19 protein-coding genes are annotated in these 21,178 nt (G+C 59.1%); 1 reads left to right on the top strand and 18 read right to left on the bottom strand.

The features are described 5' to 3' along the window. Positions 1–271: 271 nt before the first annotated feature. Positions 272–1,561, top strand: coding sequence for a citrate synthase (gene gltA / locus PY650_RS19760; RefSeq protein ID WP_285867450.1), 1,290 nt, complete (start codon positions 272–274; stop codon positions 1,559–1,561). 29 nt (positions 1,562–1,590) lie between these two features. Here gltA and lpxB read toward each other — a convergent pair whose 3' ends face one another. The 18 genes from lpxB to PY650_RS19670 form a co-directional block, all read right to left on the bottom strand. Next, positions 1,591–2,772: a lipid-A-disaccharide synthase gene (gene lpxB, locus PY650_RS19755; RefSeq protein WP_285881232.1), complete on the bottom strand. Its 1,182-nt coding sequence runs from the start codon at positions 2,770–2,772 to the stop codon at positions 1,591–1,593. Next, positions 2,769–3,650, bottom strand: a complete 882-nt coding sequence (locus tag PY650_RS19750) for an LpxI family protein (RefSeq protein WP_285881231.1) — start codon at positions 3,648–3,650, stop codon at positions 2,769–2,771. The genes lpxB and PY650_RS19750 overlap by 4 nt, the downstream gene beginning before the upstream one ends. 1 nt (position 3,651) lies before the next feature. After that, on the bottom strand, positions 3,652–4,467 hold the full coding sequence (lpxA, locus tag PY650_RS19745; RefSeq protein WP_285881229.1) for an acyl-ACP--UDP-N-acetylglucosamine O-acyltransferase: 816 nt from the start codon (positions 4,465–4,467) through the stop codon (positions 3,652–3,654). Then, positions 4,464–4,937, bottom strand: a complete 474-nt coding sequence (gene fabZ, locus PY650_RS19740) for a 3-hydroxyacyl-ACP dehydratase FabZ (RefSeq protein ID WP_285881228.1) — start codon at positions 4,935–4,937, stop codon at positions 4,464–4,466. Before fabZ ends, lpxA begins: the two co-directional genes overlap by 4 nt. After that, positions 4,930–5,997: a UDP-3-O-(3-hydroxymyristoyl)glucosamine N-acyltransferase gene (lpxD, locus tag PY650_RS19735; protein ID WP_285881227.1), complete on the bottom strand. Its 1,068-nt coding sequence runs from the start codon at positions 5,995–5,997 to the stop codon at positions 4,930–4,932. Before lpxD ends, fabZ begins: the two co-directional genes overlap by 8 nt. A 50-nt stretch (positions 5,998–6,047) precedes the next feature. Further along, on the bottom strand, positions 6,048–8,381 hold the full coding sequence (gene bamA / locus PY650_RS19730) for an outer membrane protein assembly factor BamA (RefSeq protein ID WP_285881226.1): 2,334 nt from the start codon (positions 8,379–8,381) through the stop codon (positions 6,048–6,050). Between the two features lie 199 nt (positions 8,382–8,580). Further along, entirely contained in the window at positions 8,581–10,254 is a 1,674-nt protein-coding gene (rseP, locus tag PY650_RS19725) for an RIP metalloprotease RseP (protein ID WP_285881225.1), read from the bottom strand. Positions 10,255–10,278: 24 nt separating this feature from the next. Then, positions 10,279–11,112, bottom strand: a complete 834-nt coding sequence (locus PY650_RS19720) for a phosphatidate cytidylyltransferase (protein WP_285881224.1) — start codon at positions 11,110–11,112, stop codon at positions 10,279–10,281. Then, positions 11,112–11,858, bottom strand: coding sequence for an isoprenyl transferase (locus PY650_RS19715; RefSeq protein ID WP_285881223.1), 747 nt, complete (start codon positions 11,856–11,858; stop codon positions 11,112–11,114). Before PY650_RS19715 ends, PY650_RS19720 begins: the two co-directional genes overlap by 1 nt. 106 nt (positions 11,859–11,964) lie before the next feature. Next, positions 11,965–12,525, bottom strand: a complete 561-nt coding sequence (frr, locus tag PY650_RS19710; protein ID WP_120704081.1) for a ribosome recycling factor — start codon at positions 12,523–12,525, stop codon at positions 11,965–11,967. 56 nt (positions 12,526–12,581) lie between these two features. Continuing rightward, complete coding sequence (gene pyrH, locus PY650_RS19705; RefSeq protein WP_285881222.1) at positions 12,582–13,301, bottom strand: UMP kinase; 720 nt, start codon at positions 13,299–13,301, stop codon at positions 12,582–12,584. A 156-nt stretch (positions 13,302–13,457) separates the two neighbouring features. Continuing rightward, positions 13,458–14,384, bottom strand: coding sequence for a translation elongation factor Ts (gene tsf, locus PY650_RS19700; RefSeq protein ID WP_285881220.1), 927 nt, complete (start codon positions 14,382–14,384; stop codon positions 13,458–13,460). Positions 14,385–14,656: 272 nt separating this feature from the next. Continuing rightward, positions 14,657–15,424, bottom strand: a complete 768-nt coding sequence (rpsB, locus tag PY650_RS19695) for a 30S ribosomal protein S2 (RefSeq protein ID WP_120704078.1) — start codon at positions 15,422–15,424, stop codon at positions 14,657–14,659. A gap of 189 nt (positions 15,425–15,613) precedes the next feature. Continuing rightward, on the bottom strand, positions 15,614–16,720 hold the full coding sequence (locus PY650_RS19690; RefSeq protein WP_285881219.1) for a substrate-binding domain-containing protein: 1,107 nt from the start codon (positions 16,718–16,720) through the stop codon (positions 15,614–15,616). Next, complete coding sequence (locus PY650_RS19685) at positions 16,720–17,337, bottom strand: 5-bromo-4-chloroindolyl phosphate hydrolysis family protein (RefSeq protein ID WP_285881217.1); 618 nt, start codon at positions 17,335–17,337, stop codon at positions 16,720–16,722. Before PY650_RS19685 ends, PY650_RS19690 begins: the two co-directional genes overlap by 1 nt. A gap of 7 nt (positions 17,338–17,344) precedes the next feature. Next, positions 17,345–18,925, bottom strand: coding sequence for a substrate-binding domain-containing protein (locus PY650_RS19680; RefSeq protein ID WP_432761553.1), 1,581 nt, complete (start codon positions 18,923–18,925; stop codon positions 17,345–17,347). Continuing rightward, positions 18,922–20,001: a toxic anion resistance protein gene (locus PY650_RS19675; RefSeq protein ID WP_285881216.1), complete on the bottom strand. Its 1,080-nt coding sequence runs from the start codon at positions 19,999–20,001 to the stop codon at positions 18,922–18,924. The genes PY650_RS19680 and PY650_RS19675 overlap by 4 nt, the downstream gene beginning before the upstream one ends. A gap of 222 nt (positions 20,002–20,223) precedes the next feature. Beyond that, positions 20,224–21,051 carry a cell envelope integrity EipB family protein gene (locus tag PY650_RS19670; RefSeq protein WP_285881215.1) on the bottom strand — a complete coding sequence of 276 codons (828 nt, stop codon included), beginning with the start codon at positions 21,049–21,051 and terminating at the stop codon, positions 20,224–20,226. Between the last annotated feature and the right edge of the window lie 127 nt (positions 21,052–21,178).

The following is a 21,178-nucleotide window of genomic DNA, read 5'->3' as shown; positions in this document are numbered from 1 at the left end:
CACGGTGACGCAAACTGCAGATATAACGGGATTTTTCGGTCACCGTGCGGTGAATTCAACCGAAATCGACCCAGTCGTCAACAATCGACGACAATCTGCGGACGAACCGGACGGATCGGCCTATCGCAGTGCCCAAAAGTTGATACCGCAATGCACAAATAGGCGTAAGGATAACTTGGCATTAGGCTCTGGATCATATAGCTAATCGGTAGTCGCTTAACCTTTTGGCGCTTTTTCAGGCGTCAATCCCGCCAAATCTTGGAGGATCAGCATGACGGAACAAAGCGCGAAACTAACTTGGGGTGAAAAGACGGTGGAGCTGCCGGTGAAAACCGGAACCATCGGCCCGAGTGTCATTGATATTGGTGCCCTTTATAAGAACACCTCCACTTTCACTTATGATCCTGGCTTCACTTCGACTGCGTCGTGCGAATCCAGCATCACCTTTATTGATGGCGACGAAGGCGTCCTACTGCATCGCGGTTATCCGATCGAACAGCTTGCTGAACACGGCGATTTCCTTGAAGTCTGCTACCTGCTGCTCTACGGCGAACTGCCGACCGCAGCCCAGAAGAAGGACTTCGACTATCGCGTCGTGCACCACACCATGGTGCATGAGCAGATGTCCCGCTTCTTCACCGGCTTCCGCCGCGATGCGCATCCGATGGCCGTTATGTGCGGCTGCGTCGGCGCTCTGTCGGCTTTCTATCACGATTCGACCGACATCACCGATCCGCACCAGCGCATGGTTGCGAGCCTGCGCATGATCGCCAAAATGCCGACGCTTGCCGCCATGGCCTACAAGTACCACATCGGCCAGCCCTTCGTTTACCCGAAGAACGATCTCGACTACGCGTCGAACTTCCTGCGCATGTGCTTTGCCGTCCCTTGCGAGGAATATGTGGTCAACCCGGTGCTCGCACGCGCCATGGACCGCATTTTCATCCTGCACGCCGATCACGAGCAGAATGCTTCGACTTCGACGGTTCGCCTCGCCGGCTCTTCCGGCGCCAATCCGTTCGCATGCATCGCTGCCGGCATCGCCTGCCTCTGGGGCCCAGCCCATGGCGGCGCCAATGAAGCTGCGCTGAACATGCTGACGGAAATCGGCACGGTCGATCGCATTCCTGAATATATCGCCCGCGCCAAGGACAAGAACGATCCGTTCCGCCTGATGGGCTTTGGCCACCGCGTCTACAAGAACTACGACCCGCGCGCCAAGATCATGCAGAAGACGGCGCACGAGGTTCTCGGCGAACTCGGCATCAAGGACGATCCGCTGCTCGACATCGCGATCGAACTCGAGCGTATCGCACTGACCGATGATTATTTCATCGAGAAGAAGCTTTACCCGAACGTCGATTTCTATTCCGGCATTACGCTGAAGGCTCTGGGCTTCCCCACCACGATGTTCACGGTGCTGTTCGCTCTTGCCCGCACCGTTGGCTGGATCGCCCAGTGGAACGAGATGATCGAAGATCCCGATCAGCGTATCGGTCGCCCGCGCCAGCTCTACATCGGCGCAGGACAGCGCGAATACGTTCCGGTTTCCAAGCGCTAAGCCGAAAAGTAAGCCAACAAAAAACCCGGTCAGAAATGGCCGGGTTTTTTCTTTGACAAGACATCGAGAACGATCGCCGCCGCCTTTTCGCCGGGTGGCTCTTCGGTCTGCATTCGCTGCCAGACCAGATCATAACCCTGGAGCATGGCTGCCAGCTCCGTCGTATCGTTGGACAAGCGCTCCATGTAGCGCGCCAGCAGGCCGGGTCGCAGCACATCGTTGATCAGCTCGGGCACGACCGCATAGTCGGCAATCAGGTTCGGCAAAGCCGCTGTCCAGGTCTTGATGCGCGACATCACAAATCGCGCCAGCCACTCGGTCTTATAGGTCGAGACGACGGGAACACCGGCAAGCCCCAATTCCAGGACCACTGTGCCGGAAGCCGCCATCGCGGCATCGGCCTCCCGAAAAGCGTTCCACTTCGCATCCTGGCCTACGTAGACTTCCGGCTTTACACTCCAATTTTCAAGCAGGGAACGCACTAACGCCTCTTGTCGCGGAACGGTAGGCAACACATAACGAACGCGTTCGTTTCGCCGGCTAAATTCCTGCACCGCCTGCTCGAAAACCGGTAGAAGCTGACGGATTTCCGAGGAGCGCGAGCCGGGCAAGAGCAGGATTGTCTTCTCGCCATCAGGCCCGCTCATGGTGCGAAGCGCGCGCCGGCGACGGGTCTCGACCAGGCTCGCGTCCACCGTCAGACGATGGCCGACATAGGTCGTCGCCGGCCCCGATAGCCGCTGCATCGCCGCCGGCTCGAATGGCAGAATTGCCAGCACGTGATCGACATAGGCGAGCATTTTCTGCGCGCGATACTCCTTCCATGCCCATACGCTTGGGCAGACATAATCGACGATCGAAAGGTCCGGCAGCGCCGCGCGCACCTTCTTGGCGACACGATGGGTGAAATCCGGGCTATCGATGATCAAAAGCACATCGGGCTTGGCCGCGATAATGGCGTCCGCCGTCTGGCGGATGCGGGCAAGCAGCTTCGGCAGTCGCTTGATGACCTGCGCAAAACCCATGATCGACAGTTCGGAATAATCGAAAAGCGAATGCAAGCCCTGCGCCTCCAGAGCATCGCCACCAACGCCGATCAGTTCCACGGGACCATCGTAACGTTGTTTCAATGCCGCGACGAGATCACCGCCTAGCAGATCGCCGGAGACTTCGCCGGCGACCACAGCGAGTTTCAAGGGCGCGCTACTCACATAAAGCCCTCCGCGGAGAGGCCACGGTCTATGCCGCAGACGAAAAGCCCAGCTTCGTCCGCCGCCGCAATAACCGCCTCGCGCTCGAGCACCAGCGCCCTGCCCGCCTCGACGGCGACGCCGGCAAGGCCAGCCTTTTTGGCGTTGAGGACCGTCGAAACCCCGATCGACGGCAGGTCGGCGCGTACATCCTGCTGCGGCTTGCAAAGCTTGACCAATACGCCTCGGCGACGTTTCGATATGCGACCCTCGGCCCTTAAACTCGCGACACGCTCGATCATCTTGTCCGTGCCCTCGGCGCCTTCTAGGGCCACGACACGCCCGCCGACACTGACGGCGCCCTGCCCGACATCAAGAAGCCCGAGGGCATCGGCTGCTTTCGCACCCTGCGCGATATCGCGCAGATCCTCTTCCGACGGCGAGAAACGACCAAGTGGCCCAGTGGTCGCCAGCAGATCCGGCGCGATCTCATGTGCGCCAACGACCCGGACGCCGCCAGCCTCGATCAGGCGGATCACCATCTGCAGCACGGCATTGTCGCCGCCGGAAAGAAGGGTGCGGATGGTGGAGGGCAACTCCCCGATGACGCGCCAGGTCGGCCGCACATCGCGCCAGGCCGGGCGGCGCGAAACGCCGCCAGACATCACGACCCGGTCGACGCCATAGCGGCGGAACACGGCCTCCAAACCGGCAAAATTGCCGACGCCGAGATTGGCATGATCGAATGCGGACCAGTCCCGATCCGCTTCATCCGTCAGTGCGACAACAACGGGATTTTCGCCTGCCTGGCGCGCGGCGTCTGCAACATAGGCGGGCAAAAAGCCACTGCCCGCGATAATCGCCAGCCTGCCCTTTTGGTCTTGACCGCTCGCGGCCACCTCAGCTCTTGCCACGATTGGGCGACGACAACGCGCGATCGCTGTCGGCGGCGATGAAATCGAGGATCTCCATCACTTCCTTGCAATCGGCATATTCATCGCGGATCGCCGCAGCATTGTCGCGGATCGAACCTTCGCCTTCGAAAATGCTTTTGTAGGCACGGCGAACGGTATGGATCACCGAGCGTTCAATTCCAGCACGGGTCATGCCGACGATGTTGAGACCCGAGAGCACACCCGGATTTCCGTTCAGCATGCCATAAGGAATCACGTCGTAGCTCGCGGCCGAGAGACCACCGATAAAGGCCTGCCGGCCGATGCGGGTGAACTGATGCACCGCGCAGCCGCCGCCGAGAATGGCGCGGTCGTCGACCGTGACGTGCCCAGCCAGCATGACATTGTTCGACATGATGACATTGTTGCCGACACGGCAATCATGGGCGACGTGCGAATTGGCTAGGAACAGATTGTTGTTGCCGACAACGGTCTTACCGCCGTAGTCAGCCGTGCCAGTATTGATCGTCACGCCTTCGCGGATCGTGCAATTCTCGCCAACGTCGAGCGTTGTCTCTTCGCCGCCGTGATGCACGCTCTGCGGATCGCCGCCGACCACCGCCATGGGGAATATCTTCGTGCCCTTGCCGATCGTCGTCCGGCCGGTCACGATCGCATGCGTCAGCAGCTCGACAGCATCATGCAGCACGACCTTGGGACCGACATGGCAGAACGGGCCGACCACAACGTTCTCGCCGATAACCGCACCGTCCTCGACGACCGCGAGCTTATGAATGCGCGCGCTTTTTGCGATGCTGCTCATGCCTGCTCTTGGTCCTTCCGTACGATCATCGCGCCTATATCGGCCTCGGCAACCAGCGAGCCATCGACCTTGGCGTCGCAGTGGAATTTCCAGATCGTACCACGCTGCTTGAGCTTGACGACGTGAAATTCAACACGGTCGCCCGGCACGACCGGCTTGCGGAAACGGGCATTGTCGATTGTCATGAAATAGACGAGATTGCCGCCAATTCCGTCCTTGCGGGCGCAGATCGCGCCTGCCGTCTGCGCCATACCTTCGATTAGCAGGACGCCCGGCATGATCGGCGATTCCGGGAAGTGGCCGGTAAACTGCGGCTCGTTCGCTGTGACGTTCTTGATGCCGATCGCGGAATTATCGCTATCGATCTCGATGATCTTATCGACCATCAGGAAAGGATAGCGATGCGGCAAAAGCTTCATGATTTCGATGACGTCCGCCGTCGACATCGACGTCTTGGCTTCTTCAGTCATGCTCCGCACTCCCGTCCTTCTTATCCCTGGCTCCTGACCGTTTTGCGATCTCCGCCGACTCTCTCAGAAAATCCCACAGCGGCCGTGCCGGAAGGCCAGCATAACGCTCCCCCGCCGGAATGCTGTTCATCACGCCGCTCTTGGCGCCGATCTGCGCGCCGTCGCCAATATGGATATGACCATTCAGGCCTGCCTGACCACCGATCTGCACACCGTCGCCGATCACCGTGCTGCCAGCTATGCCGACCTGGCTGACGATGGCGCAATGGCGGCCGATACGGACGTTATGTCCGATCTGCACCTGATTGTCGATCTTGGTACCTTCGCCGATGACCGTATCATCCATGGTGCCACGATCGATCGTCGTGTTGGCGCCGATCTCGACGTTGTCCTGAATGATGACGCGACCGATCTGCACGATCTTCACCATGCCGCGCGGGCCTGGCGCATAGCCAAAACCGTCCTGGCCGATACGCGCGCCATTATGGATGATGACGCCATTACCGAGATAGGAGCAAAGCACGCTGGCGCCGCCGCTGATCGTGCAATTGCGCCCGATCTTGACGCCCGGTCCGATCATGGCGCCGGCTCCGATGCGCGTCCCCTCGCCGATCTCGGCACCCGCCCCGATGACTGCGCATGGCTCCACGCCGACATCGGCCTCGAGCTTGGCGCTCGGATCGATGAAGGCAGCCGGCGAAATCAACGTCGGGGTCGAAGTCAGCGCAACGGGACGCATGGCTTGCGGATGCAGCAAAGCACCCGCCAATGCGAAATCCGTATGTGGCTTTTTGGAAAGCAGAACCGGGATATGCGCGGGAACGAAAGACTTCAACGCCGGCAGACAAATGATCGCCGAAGCCCGACAGGTCTCCAATTCCGCCCGATTTTTGCGAGAAAGAATATAGCAAACCTCGCCTTCGCCGGCCCGGTAAACGGGGGCGATGGACTTGATGATGACACCGGCAAAAGCCTCATCAACAAGCTCCGCCCCAAGATGCTCGGCCAGCGCACGGAGGCTGACGCCATCATGGGGCGGGAAAAAACCAGTATGTTCCATAAGCACCAGCTCCAGAACGGTGTTAAGCTTGCAGTTCTGGGCTGCCGATATCAGAACTGGTTGGCAATGCCAAACCGGAAATTCTCAGTCTTGTCGAAGTCTTGCTTGAGAACCGGCACGGCATAGTCAACACGGATGACGCCGAAGGGCGACGACCAGATCACGCCCGCACCCAGCGAGGCACGGATCGAGCTGCTGTCGTGCAATACGTCACCGAAGAGATCCGCCTTGTTGCCATAAAGCGTACCTGCATCGGCAAAGGCTGCGAGACGCAGACCGATGTCCTGCGGAACACCCGGCATCGGCATGCTCGCTTCAGCCGACGCGGTGAAGTAGGTCGTACCACCGAGCGGGTCGCCATGCGACGAACGCGGACCGATACCAGCATTCTCGAAACCGCGGATTTCGCGACCGCCGATCGTGAACTGATCGAAGACGTTCAGCTTGCCGTTCGTCGGCAGCACGTAACCAGCACCAACCGTCAGCGAGCCGATGATGTCGGCCTCGTCACTGATCATCTTATAGTAACGAGCCTTACCGCTCAGCTTATAGAAGTCGGAGTCGCCGCCCAGACCAGCATATTCATGCGTGAACTTGGCGATGATACCTTCACGCGGCAGGTTCTGGTCGTCCAGAGTATTGTAGGTGAATGTCTGCGAAACCGTCGACTGAACCCAGGGGCTATTCTCCACCAGATTGATATAGGGAGCAGACAGATTGTTCTGCCAATCACCCGTGCCGTCGTACTGGAGGCGCTTATAGTTGTAGCGCAGCGTCGTGGCGAGGGTCTCCGTGATCGGCGCGGTGACGCGCAGCGAGAAGCCCTCTTCCGAATAATCGTAGTTATCGTCGCTCGAGGTCTGGTTCCTGAAGATGTCGAAACCGGCAGCCAGACGATAGCCGAGGAAATAGGGCTCGGTGAACGAGATGTTATAGGTACGGCTACCCTGTGTACCCGCACCTGCAGCGAGACGGATGTACTGGCCACGACCGAGGAAGTTCTTTTCTTCAACCGAAGCTTCCAGGAGCAGACCGCCATTGTTGCCGACGGCGTAACCGGCGCCGATACCGAACGAACCGGTCGGCTGGTCTTCGACGTTGACGATGACGACCACGCGGTCCGGAGCGCTGCCCGGGGCCGTGGTGATATCGACCTTGGTGAAGTAGCCGAGCGCGTCGAGACGGCGCTTGGCGCGGGTAATCATTTCCTGGTTGAAGGCGTCACCTTCATTGAGATCGAACTCGCGGCGAATAACGTAGTCACGCGTGCGTGTGTTGCCGCGGATCTCGATGCGCTCGACATAGGCGCGCTCACCCTGGTCAACCAGATATTCGATGCCAATCGTGTGGCCCGCGAGGTCACGGTTGCCGCGCGGCGTAATGTGGGCAAACGGATAGCCCGCAGCCGCAACGCGCTTGGAAATGTTTTCGATCGAGGCCTGAATGTCCTTGGCGCTATAGACATCACCCTTATGCGTGATGACCAGGCTCTTCAGGTCATCGGCATTGATGCCCTCGACAGTCGAAACGACGTTGATGTCGCCATAGGTATAGCGCGGACCTTCATCGACGTTGAAGTTCAGCGTGTATTCGTTGGTCTGCTCGTTCAACGTCGCATCGGCACTGACGATGCGGAAATCGGCATAACCGTGATTGTAATAGAATTGACGCAACGCATCCTGGTCGGCCTGCTGGCGCTCGGGGCTATAGACGTCCTTACGGGTCAGGAACGACATGAAGTTCGTCTTCTTGGTGCTGATCACCGAAGCAAGACGACCGCTGCTGTAAGCCTGGTTGCCAGTGAAATTGATCTTGTCGATCTTGGTGCGTTCACCTTCGTTGATGACGAAGGCCACGTTGACACGGCCCTGCGCGACCTGAACGGTCTGCGTCGTCACCTGGACTTCATTACGGCCGATCGCGGCGTAGGCGTCCTTGATGGTCTTGATATCGGCCTGGATCTGGCTTTCGCTATAAGGACCAGCGGCATGGGTCTGGACGATCCCCTGCAGCTTGTCGTCCTTGATCTTGTGGTTGCCGTTGAAGACCACCGCGTTGATCAACTGGTTTTCCTTAACAGCAATGACCAGCGTGCTGCCGGAGACAGTCACATGCACATCGGAGAAATATCCGGTGGCATAGAGCTGCTTTACCGAATTATCGATATCGGCGGGCGAGAAGCTCTTGCCAGGCTTGATCGTGATATTGTCCCGGACAGCCTCTGCACCAACGCGCTCAGCTCCCCTGACGTCGATCTTCTGTATGACAGCGGCTTCTGCGACAGAAACAGAAGCAAGGGTGATAACACCAGCGCCCGACGCAACAACACCAGCAGACAGCGCTACCGCCGATACTGCGTTCAAAAATCTTGAACCAGCCTTCATCTTAACTTCTTACCTTTTTATCAGTCGTCCCCAGCCTCGGGAGAACCCGATTCCGGCCACGTGTGTCGTTTTACCCGCTTTTGACATACAAGCAAGGGAGCACGTTAATTTCTGTTTACTTCATTTCAAACAGTGGCTCATTCGCCACTACAGCTTTGAAACATCGTAAATAAATCGTAATTTCCTCTTCAATGCCCCATCAGCCTATCCTGGAGCTGATGTCGTTCCAAGTCGCAAACACCATGAGTGACAGCACCATCGCAAAGCCAATTCGGAAAGCGATATCCTGTGCCCGCGCACCCAGCGGTTTTCCCCTTACGGCTTCAATCGCATAAAACATCAGGTGCCCGCCATCAAGTACCGGCACCGGCATCAAATTTAATAACCCAATGGAAACAGAAAGTATGGCGGCGAACTGAAGCACCGCCGAAAAACCCAGAGTTGCCATCTGCCCGGAAAGCTGTGCGACCCGGATGGGGCCGCCAAGCTGATCCGCTTTCATGTAACCGCCGATGACATTGCCGAGATATTCGAAGGTACCGGATACGATGCTGCCGGTCTGCTTGACGCCTTCGCTCAGCGCCTGGAGCGGACCATATGTCTCATAACGGAGTTTGATCGGCTTCTGGCCGTCGGTGATACCGATGCTGCCGATCTCCATCGGGTTGCCAAAGGCATCGGGTTCCTCCGCCTTCCTCGGCACCACCTGGACGTCGAGCGTTTTGCCGTCGCGCTCGACTGACAGCGTCACGGTCTTGCCCGGACGGGACGCGACATAACGCTGCACCTCACCGATGGCCTCGATCCTGCGCCCATCCACGGACAGGACACGGTCGCCAATCATGATGCCCGCTGCTTCTGCCGGGCTGCCCGGTGCGATCGAAGCAACGAGCGGGTCGACCGGCGAAATACCGATGCTACCGACATCCTTCTTGTTGCCGGAAGCGTCGGTTGCCGACAGGGTTTCCGGCACCATCGACAAATCGCGCGTTTGGCCGTTGCGTTCGACCGTCAAGACAAGGCTCTTGCCGGGGCGATCGGCGACGTAACGGGCGATATCGTAGTAGGTTGCGACATTGTTGCCATCGATGGCAATCAGACGGTCGCCGGACTTTACGCCCGCCTGGGCCGCCGGTCCGCCCGGCGCGACCGCCGTCACCAGCGGATCGACGAGGGCGATGCCAATGCGGCCCATCTCCATTTTGTTGCCGAACTGATCCGTGTCTTCCACCAGTTTCGGCACAATGCCGAAATCGCGTTTCTGACCGTCGCGTTCGACGGTCAGCACGATATTGCGGCCGGGCCGCAGACCGACATAGCGCTGCACCTCGTCGAAAGTCGAAACCTTCGTGCCATCGATTGCGACGAGACGGTCGCCGGGTTCAATCCCGGCATCAGCAGCGGCGCCGTCGCGCGTGACCATGGCGACAACCGGATCGGCGACAGTGCGACCATAAACGCTGAAGAGCACGGCAAAGATCGCGATGGCGAGAATGAAATTGGCGATCGGACCGGCCGCCACGGTTGCGGCCCGCTTCCAGAGCTTAGCGCCGGCGAAGGATCGGGCACGATCCTCCTCCGTCATGGCCGCGAGTTGATCGACATCGGTCTTGCTCGATGCGTCCTCATCGCCGAAGAAACGGACATAGCCGCCAAGGGGAATGATCGACAGTTTCCAGCGGGTGCCATGGCGGTCGGTAAAGCCGGCGATTTCCGGACCGAAACCGAGCGAAAAGGCCATGATACGGATGCCGGACCAACGCCCGACCAGATAATGGCCCATCTCATGCACAAAAACGAGCAATGACAGCACGAAAACAAACGTGATGACGTTGTTCGTCAAGAAGCCGATGATGCCTGCCGCGCTACCCATGCAACGATCCTGTTCGCGTTGATTTCAGACACCGAGCAGCACGCCGCCCAGTGACATGGTCTCGCCGCTCATTGTCAGCGATATTACGATAGCCAACAAAAACGCTGCAAAACAAGCAAAAATTAGTCCATCGACCCGATCCATGACACCGCCATGCCCGGGGATGAGATGACTTGAGTCTTTCACTGTGAAACGGCGCTTGACGAAAGACTCGAACAAATCACCGATCTGGCTGCAAATCGACAGTAAAAGCGCGAGCACGGGAATCCATAAACCTTCCGCAGAGAAAAAGCTCCAGACGACCGCCGTCCCGGCAATAACGGCGGCGATAGCACCACCAATCGCCCCCGACCAGGTCTTGCCCGGCGATATGCGTGGGGCAAGCTTCGGTCCTTTGATGGCGCGGCCGACGAAATAGGCGAAAATATCCGTCGCCCAAACAGTGGCGAAGATGAACAGCATCAGCACGAAGCCGCGCAGGTCATCGTCGCGGATCTCGGCGAGGGTTATGGCCGTCAATCCCGCATAGAATATTCCGCCAGGCAGCCACCAACTTTTGCGGCGCATGGCGACCATGACGGCCGCAATTGCAACGAAGACGACCAACACCTCGAGTGAGTAGACCGATTCTCCCGCAAGCGTCGCGCCGGCTATCAGCACCAGGCCGAGCCAGCCGAGTGCATTGCCCTGGGGATCTCGGCCATGCAGATCCGTTATCGTCGACCATTCGTAATAGACAAGCAAACCGATCGCCGCCGCCAGGACACGAAAGCTCAGACCGCCATACCACGTGGCAGCCAGAACCACCCCGGCAAGAATGATGCCGGAAATAATGCGCAGTCTGAGTTCACGGCTCATCAGGACCCCACGGCCGCGGCCTGCTTTGCGGAAAGGCCACCAAACCGCCGGTCGCGCGCGGCATACTTCTCCAGCGCGGAGAAGAAAAGGTCGCGGCTGAAGTCCGGCCAGTATTCCGGTATGAACATGAATTCCGAATAGGCGGCCTGCCACAGCAGAAAATTCGACAGCCGCTCCTCACCGCTGGTCCGAATGATGAGATCGGGATCGGGTATCCCGGCGGTATCCAGCCGTGCATCGATCAATTCGGGGCGGATATCCTGCGGGCGCAGTCGTCCGGCTTCGACATCCTTGGCGAGACTGACAACTGCGCGAGCGATTTCGTCGCGCGAGCCATAGTTGAAGGCAATGACCAGCGTCAGGGCGGTATTGTTCCTGGTGGTCTCTTCGGCCTCGATCAACAACGGCAGGATATCGCTGCGCAAGTTGTAGCGATCGCCGATCACCCGAATGCGGACGTTCTGGCGATGCAACTCCGCAAGGTCCCGCCGGATGAAGGCTTTGAGCAGACCAAGAAGATCGCTCACCTCTGTCTCGGGACGGCGCCAGTTCTCCGAGGAGAAGGCAAAGAGTGTCAAGTATTTTACACCGACATCACCGGCCGCCCTCACCGTCTCGCGCACCGCCTCCACGCCCTTACGGTGCCCCATGGTGCGCGGCAGGCCGCGCGCATTGGCCCAGCGTCCGTTGCCATCCATGATGATGGCAACGTGATTGGGTATCGCAGAGAAGGTGGGAATTGACATATGGATCCGGTTTCGTTCGGCAGGAAATGCTCTAGGCTTATAAATCTAGCGCACCCTCGCCGCTTTCAATATTTGCTGATCGAAAGCGGGATGCTCTAGCCTACAATTAGACCTGCATGATTTCCTTTTCTTTCTCGGCGAGCAAGCGGTCGATGTCGGAAATCGTATCATCCGTCATCTTCTGTACACGCTCGGACTGGGCACGGCTTTCGTCTTGCCCGATTACACCGTCCTTTTCGGCCTTTTTGAGACCATCCATGCCATCACGGCGGACATGGCGAATCGCCACCTTCGCCTTCTCGGCATATTCATGGGCGACCTTGACCAGCGAGCGACGGCGCTCTTCGTTGAGTTCCGGCAACGGGATGCGCAGATTTTGTCCATCGACGATCGGGTTGAGGCCGAGATTGGATTCCCGGATCGACCGCTCTACAGCCCCGACCATCGCCTTGTCCCAGACGGAGACGGTCAGCATGCGCGGCTCGGGCACAGTGATGTTGGCGACCTGGTTCAGCGGCATGCGCGAGCCATAGGCTTCAACCGTTACCGGATCGAGAATGTTGGCGGATGCGCGCCCGGTGCGCAGCGAGGCGATGTCGCTCTTGAATGCAGCAATGGCGCCGTCCATGCGGCGCTTCAGTTCCTTGAGGTCGGTGCCTTCACTCATGTGCTTATACTCCCATGTAGTAGGCGGCGCCGGGCAAAGCCGGTGCCACCGGAACGTCAGTTGTCTGATACGATGGTCTTACGGCCGCCGCCGGTCAAGATTTCCGCGAAGCCGCCTTTTTCATGAATTGAAAAGACGATGATTGGAATTGAATTTTCCCGCGCCAGCGCCACAGCGGCCACATCCATCACCGCCAATCCCTTTTCCAGTACCTGACTATGGGTCAGATGCTCGAAACGTTCAGCGTCCGGGAACTTCTTCGGATCAGCGGAATAGATGCCATCGACCTGCGTGCCCTTGAAGATCGCCTCGGCGCCCATTTCGGCGGCGCGAAGCGCTGCCGCGGAATCGGTGGTGAAGAAGGGATTGCCGGTGCCGCCGGCAAAGATCACCACACGGCCAAGCGAGAGATGGTAGAGGGTGGCGCGCTGCGAAAAGCTTTCGCAGATCTCTGGCATGGAGATGGCGGAAAGCACCACAGTATCGATGTCCAGCTTGCGCAGCGACGTGGCGAGCGCCAGCGCGTTGATGATGGTCCCGAGCATGCCCATGTGGTCGCCGGTAACGCGGTCTCCTCCTTTGGAAGCCACGGCGACGCCGCGGAAGATATTGCCGCCGCCGACAACGACGCCGACTTCGACACCCATCTCGCGCGCTGCAGCAATATCGGATGCAATCCGGTCAGCGACGGTAACGTCGATACCGAACCCTTGGCTGCCCATCAGAGCTTCGCCGGAGGCCTTGAGCAAAACACGCTTGTAGATCGGCTGGGACATCGTGGTTCCTTGAAGTGATCGCGGGGGATTGATTGTGAAAGCCGGATACACGAAGGGCACCGCGTTGTCACGCGATGCCCACGGGTTTCCCCTGATATGGTTTCACCTATCTGGGGTATGGTTTCGTTTCGTCAACAGGCGAAATGATTTCGCCGATCAGCCCTTGGCGGCAGCAGCGACTTCGGCAGCGAAGTCAGTCTCTTCCTTCTCGATGCCTTCACCGAGAAGCAGACGGGCCATGCCGGTGATTTCGATCGGCGCGCCGACGGTCTTTTCAGCTTCCTTGAGGGCAGCGCCAACGGTCAGGTCCGGGTTGATGACGAAAGCCTGCGACAGAAGAGCGACTTCTTCGAAGAACTTGCGCATGCGGCCTTCGACCATCTTTTCGATGATGTTGTCCGGCTTGCCGGAAGCGCGGGACTGCTCGATGAAGACGTTGCGTTCGCGCTCGGCAACAGCGGCGTCGACTTCTTCCGGGCGGATTGCGAGCGGCGCGGTCGCGGCGATGTGCATCGCAATCTGACGGCCGATGGCGCTCAGAGCTTCCTTGTTGCCGGTCGACTTCAGAGCGACGAGAACGCCGAGCTTGCCGAGACCGTCGGAAACGGCATTGTGGATGTAGGTTGCGACAACGCCGTCTTCGACCGACAGCAGCACCGAGCGGCGCAGGTTCATGTTTTCGCCGATGGTGGCGATCGCGTCCTTGATCGTGTCGGCAACCGACTTGCCGGAAGCCGGATAGGTAGCAGCAGCGACGGCTTCAACGGAGCCGCTGGTGGAAAGGGCAACCTGGCCGATACCACGGACGAGGTCCTGGAAGGCATCGTTGCGGGCAACGAAGTCGGTTTCGGAGTTGACTTCGACGACGACAGCCTTCGTGCCGGCACCGGCAACGCCAATGAGGCCTTCGGCGGCGGTGCGGCCGGACTTCTTGTCAGCCTTGGCGATGCCCTTGGCGCGCAGCCAGTCGATCGCTGCTTCCATGTCGCCAGCGGTTTCGGCCAGGGCCTTCTTGCAGTCCATCATGCCTGCGCCGGTCTTTTCGCGCAGTTCTTTCACCATTGCAGCCGTAATCTCGGTCATAAGCTTCCTCTTGTGGGTTCGGACGATGCGGCAAGCGGTGTTAAACCGACGCGGCACCGATTTGAGGGACGAAATGTACCCCTAAGTATGACAGCGTTATGAAGCCGCGCCATACACTGGAATTCTTGGTTGGACACGCCTGGATTTATCGCCCAGGCAACGCGATGCCCAAAAACAGAACAAGGCCGCTCGAACTTCTTGAAGTCGCAAACGGCCTTATCCCGGATATCAATACGCCCGGGCGGACAAAGTCTGTCCGCCGCGGGACGCGATCAGGCTTCGGTGCCGTCCACCAGGGTCTCCTCGATCGGAGCTTCGATGGAAGCGCCGAGGTCGCGGCCGGATGCGCTTTGCTGACGAGCGATGCCATCGATGGCAGCACGCGAGATCAGGTCGCAGTAAAGAGCGATGGCGCGCGAGGCGTCGTCGTTGCCCGGGATCGGGTAGTCGATCAGGTCCGGATCGCAGTTCGAATCGATGATGGCGACGACCGGAATGCCGAGGCGCTTGGCTTCGTCGATCGCGATCTTTTCCTTGTTGGTGTCGATGATGAACATCAGGTCAGGGGTGCCGCCCATATCGCGGATACCGCCGAGAGCCTTGTCCAGCTTTTCGCGCTCGCGCTCAAGGTTCAGACGTTCCTTCTTGGTGAAGCCCTGGGCTTCGCCGTTGAGGATCTCGTCGAGCTTGCGCAGACGCTGGATGGAGTTCGAAATCGTCTTCCAGTTGGTCATCATGCCGCCGAGCCAGCGGGCGTTGACGTAGTACTGAGCCGAACGCTTCGCGCTGTCGGCGATCAGTTCGGACGCTTGGCGCTTGGTGCCGACGAACAGAACGCGGCCGCCACGGGCAACAGTGTCGCTGACGACCTGCAGGGCGCGGCTCAGCATCGGAACGGTCTGAGCGAGGTCGATGATGTGAATGTTGTTACGATCGCCGAAGATGTACGGCTTCATCTTCGGGTTCCAGCGATGGGTCTGGTGGCCGAAGTGAACACCAGCTTCCAGAAGCTGGCGCATAGAAAAATCAGGCAATGCCATGCCTTTGACTCCTTTTCCGGTTGAACCTCCGCAAGGCGAACAGCATCCTCTTCGAAGATGCCACCGGGCGGAACGATCCGGATTTCTCCCGGACAATCCCATGCCTTACGTGTGGAATGCGGCTGCCCATACATTCGATTTATCGAGAATGCAAGGCTTGGGCGAAAAATATGCGCAGGTTTTCTGCCCTCATGCCGCCAGCTTATCGAGCAGCGCCAGCATGACGTTGGCGTCTGGTATCGGCAGCACCGCGTCGATCTCGGCCGGCAGCAGGCCCGCAATGGCGCTATCGGCATTGCCGGTTGCCGTGCCCAGCTGCCCACGGAAGCCGTGCTTGGTAAAGGCCAGTTCCTGCAGCTTCGGGCTTGAAAGCGCATCCATCAGCCGGTTGGCGGTCTCATCGACGACGATGAGGGGATGGGAGGAATAGACGGTCGGATGCGGATAGAGCATGACCGGCTTCGCGGTGGAACTCGATTGAACACGCTTCCACCGTTCCGGATCGGCGATGATCCACTCGACCAACTGATTCTCATAGCCGACGATCATCGGTTCGCCGCCGAGGCCGCCGGCCAGATATTGATCGAAAAGCTTGCCGGAAGATGGCGACTTGAAGCCCATATTGCGGAAGATGGTCTGCGCCTTGTCGCCGAATTGGGCGAGACCGGAAGACGTTGCGACATTGCCGGCAAACAGGCTCAGGACCAGTCCGGCAAACATGAAGCCGGAATTGGAGCGGTTTGGATCGGTCGAGACGATGCGTGCCTGCCCGTAGAGCGCGTCGATCCCGAGCTTGGACCAGCTCGTTCCGGCAAGAACGGCATCGAGCAACGCCTTGAGATCGAGCTGGTACTGGTGCGTGGCTGTGACGCTGACCAGCCCGGCTTTCATCAATCCATCGACCACCGGCTGCCAGGTGTAGACGACGACCGGTGTGTTCAGCACCACTCGGTCATTGCGTATCTTGACGCCGCTCTGCCGGGCGATATCGACCATGATCGATGACGACGGCCAGAGGAAAGCGGGAGCCTGCGACAGAAGCGCCTGCTCGCGCACCATCTCGACGGAGCCAGTCACACGGCTGTCTATATCCAATCCATAGCCATGCAATGCGCCGACCACATCATTGTCAGCCAGAAACGCCTCTTTCTCGCCGCCGATAAAGCCGAAGAGCTTTGTGCGGTTGCCGAGTAGTCCCTGGAACTCGGGCTTGTCCTTCACGGCGAAAAAGCCGCCAGTACCGGCAACGCCGGCAGCAAGTAGTCCAACCCCAAAGGCGCGGCGAGAAATGGCCATCAGCGTCCGATATCCTCTTTGAGCGATGCCTGTATGAGGCGCAGTTCGGTGTCCAGCGTATCGAGCTTGTCGTCGACGAGGCTATCCGAATAGTGCGCGAAGGCATCCTCGAGCTTGGTGAGCACGAGATCGACGTCCTGCAGCCGTTTCTGGTCGGGCACGCGCTTGGCCTCGAGGGTGGCAAAACCCTCGGCGACTTCGGCCGCGCGCGGCAGGTAATAACTGAGAAACCGCCGCACCGTGCCTGCACTTTCCGGGCTCGCCTCCACCTTGGCGAAGACGTCGGCCGCGATTTCGGCCAGATGCCGCACCCGCCTTGCCGTCTCCTTATTGGTGATGTGATCGGCCGAGGCTTCCAGCCTCTGCGCCGCCGGAGTGGCTGCAGTCAAAAGATCACGCGCGAAATCGAGACGTCCCCTGCCAATCGCTTTGGCGTCCAGACCTTCGAAAAGCCGGCGCGGCGACAGGGCGAACACAAGGCCTGCAAAAACGAGCACGCCTATGATGGCCGCGATCCACAACGGCATTGCGGCGAAGAAACTCAAGACGGGAACGACGATCGCCGCGGCGAGCCCCGCCACGATCCAATTCCAGTCATTGCCGAACCAGTTGCGCATTGCTGTCCTAGTTGTAACCACGCACGGCGCGGAACGCGCTGACGAGATCATCCCTGCCATCGAATACACGCGCCGATGTCGCCTTGGCCAGGGCATCGAGTTGTGTCTTGTCGGCATCGCCAAAGGTGATGCCGAAAACGGGCACATGCGGATCAGTAGCCTTCCACTCGTCGAGGAATTCGCGGCTCGCATCCTCGGATTTTCCGTCAGTCATGATGACGATCGCCGGCAGATAGGATGACAGGTTTGGAGTATCCCTCATGCGGCCAAGCGCCCTGCTTGCGCAAGCATACATATCGGTGCCGCCACCGGCATGCTGCAGCGACACCTTGTCTACAAGGCCCTTTTGTTGCGCCGGGTCACCCGTTGCCAAAAAGGTCGTCCGCACGCGGCTGTCGAATGGAACGACCATGATGCGATCCGCCGGCGTCCATTGCGCCAACACCCTGCCGGTTTCATCCGGATTGAACAGAAATTGCATGGCCGCTTGCAATTGCGTTTCGCCCTTGCCCTCCATCGAGCCGGAAAAATCGAGGCAAAGGGCGGTCAGCGACGGCTTGCGCAAGGCGCTCTGATAAAGATCGAGCGCCTGACGAATGACGGCCGGCTCCGGCATGCGAATCGCCGTCACCAGCCGGGTCGGATCGAAATTCCAATTCGGGTCCGCTTTGGCTGCGGCCCCTCCCAATGGAATGCGCCGGCCGGTATCGGCAATGCGCTGCTGCACTGCTGCGGAGCGCAGATAGGCGACAAGCTCGTTAAAGAAGCTCTCGACCTTTGGCCCGCGTCCGTGATCGACAAAACCGATCGGCGAATCCGCAATCGCTACGCCGTCGGCCGGATAGATCGCGTAAAGCGGCTCCTTGCCCATGCCAACGAGCTTGTCATTGGTTTCCTTCAGCACCGCCTCGTAATTCCACATGGCGTCATAGAGCGTGCCCTTGCTGGCGGATCCCGTGTAGAGATCCGCAAGCCAGCCGGACGAACCGGACGAGCGTTCGACCCCGGCAAGCAATGCCCTGACGGTGCCTTGGACATCCGGCTTGTCGAGATCGCCCGGCTCGACGACGGGCTTGTCGCCGAGCGCGCTCGAAAGCATGGCCAGATAGGCGCTGGCACCTGAATTGGACTGGGTTGCCGAGGTCATGAGAAACGTCAGCGAGCCGTTCTTTACCGCCGCCAATATGTCCTTCATATAGACCGGCTTGCCGATCCAGCCGAGCGCCTCGGCCTTGGATTTGCGCACACCGAGAATGACCGGCATCTGCGCGACCGATGTCAGCGACTTCACGCGGCGTTTGATATCAAACATATCGACCCAGACGCTCGATGCCGGCCAGACGGCATCCTCTTCGACACCTTTGTCGCTCTTTAGCGCCAACCCGATATCGAGCGTACCTTCGTAGGTGAAGCTGCAGGTCGCGCCCTTCTGTTGGCAGAACTCTTCGACGATTGGCTGGATAACCGTATTTTCCGAACCGGAGACGATCGAGAACTTCTGTCCCATGCCGGAATTGCAGCCCGTGAGGGCAAGGGCCGCCGTCAGCGCCAGGCCGGTGAGAAATGTGCGGATCATCATGCCGCTCATAGTGCCTCGATCATCGCCTTCTTGAGTTCGATGGTCATTTTCTCCATCTGCTGCTCGGCCTCGGCCCGCTTCCTGCGGCCCTCCTCCTGCACCTTAAGGACACCGTTGATCGTGTCGATCAAGTCACGGTTGGCGGCGGAAAGCGTATCGATATCGACGATGCCGCGTTGCGATTGCTTTTCGATCGCGATCGCCTGATCTTTCATCATCTCGGATGCCTGGCGGATCATGTCATTGGTGGCGTCGGTGACGCTCTTCTGCAGCTCAAGCGCCGATTTCTGTCGCGACAGCCCGAGTAAGATCACCATCTTCTGCTTCCAGGCCGGCACCGTCAGCGCCGACGTCGCCTGCAGGTTTTCGATCAGCGTCTCGTCGCCTGCCTGCACGATGCGGATCTGCGGCAATTGCTGAATGCCGAGCTGGCGCGCCTGCTGCAGGTAAAACACCCGCTTCTCCAGCCGGTCGAGGGCTTGCAGGCTGTCCTGATAGGTCTGCGCCTCCAGCATGCCACCGCCGGGATTGGCCGCGGCTGCGTCGGCGGCAGTTTTCAGCCTCGGCAGTTCGACACTGCGAAATCGCTCGGCGAAGGTCTTGCCAGCCTCGACATAGGCGTCGAGCTTCAGGATGGACTGCTTCGTCTCCTCATGGAGATCGTCGAGAAGTGCGATATCGCGGCGGAGCGTATCCTTATGCCGGTCGAGCTCGAGGCCGATGCGGTCGATCTGGCCGGCCACATCCTCGAACTCCTCCTTGAAGCGTTCGAGCCTCGCCTTGAATGATGAGAACATCCTGGAAAGGAAACCCTCGTCCTTCAGCGACGCCGGGTCGAGCCTCTTCGATTTGATGATGATATCAGTCAAAAGCTTGCCGACTTCGCCAAGATCCCGATTGCGGACTTCGCGGAGAATCCTGTCGGAATAGTCGGAGACCGACTGCTGAGCGCGGTCGCCATAAACGGAAATGCCGGCGCGATCGTTCAGATCGATGGTATCGCCGATGCGGGCGATCTCTGCCGGATCGGCAGTGACAACCGGCAGAGCAGCATTGGAGGTAGGGGCGAGATCGGTATTGGCCATCGGTCGTACTCTCTCGTCTATCAACACGGGACCCGTCTGCGAAACACCAGCCGATTATTGCGACGATAAACGACGCGGCCCGCGCGGCCCGCTACAATTCCAGATGGGCACGGCGGGACGAATGACTCATTCACCGCGTGCCGAACGCTTCACAGAATAGTGAAACTTCGAACACGGTTTTATGACGGAGAATCTGCTTTGTGGGCTGCGCCTACACAAAACCTATTGGCAGGCCTTGGTGTCGAGCACCTCAAGCTTGGAGAGCTTGCCGGTCAGCACGAAATCGCCGTAGTCCATGGTGAGGTCGCGGGTAATGCCGTTTTCATAGAGCTTGAACGACATGCGGTAGACCGGAACGGCGTCGCCCTTGGACTTGTCGTTGAAATAGGCAACGGTCACCGGCCAGTACGGCGTCTTGGCGAAGGCGCCGGCCTTGTCCGCATCGGGATCGTCGGTTGAGGGCGCCGCCTGTTTGCCGACAATGGTGGTTGCGATCAACGACTTGTCGCCATCGTCGGAGCCGTCGAAAACCTCGGCCTCGAAGAAATTCTTGCCCAGCTTGGCATTATGGATGATGTCGAGCATATGTTCCGTCGGAAAACGGCTTTGGATGAGCTCGACTTGCTTGGCCTTTGGCTGGGTCAGGTTGACCTTGATGCCCTTTTGATCGTCCGCCGCCGCGCCGCGCACGTCCTTGTCGAGCTGATCGTCGGTGTAGGACTTGGTTTCGAAGCGGAATACCCGCTTGGCGAGATCTTCGAACGTGGTCGTCTGCTGGTCGCTGACACGCGTTGAATCGCCCGTGTCGATCCGCGTGACGAAACGGAAATTGGTGGTGAAGCCGGTGCAATCCGAGCCGTCGAACTCGTAGACCATACGGCCGAACATGCCAGCGATGCCGGAACGGTCAGAGGCGTCCTTCAGTTCGAGATCGTAGACGGCGCGATGGGCGATCAACCCACTCGGACCGGCCGCTTGGGCAGCCGATACCCAAAGAGACGCGACGCCCAAACTCGAAACAACAACGGCGGCAAGACTCGAGCGGAACATTCATTATCTCCTGTTGGACTCGCACGTGATGTTATATGAACGCATTCGGCTAAAAACGAGGCTGTCGACCCCCCGATCACGGGAATTTGGCCTTGATGCCGGATTTTTGAAGATTTTACAACAAAAC

It is taken from the genome of Martinezella calliandrae (assembly GCF_030272695.1).
In the GTDB taxonomy this organism is placed as follows: Bacteria; Pseudomonadota; Alphaproteobacteria; order Rhizobiales; family Rhizobiaceae; genus Rhizobium; species Rhizobium calliandrae.
Note: the sequence above shows the minus strand (reverse complement) of the source record. Positions and strands in the feature narration are given on the sequence as shown.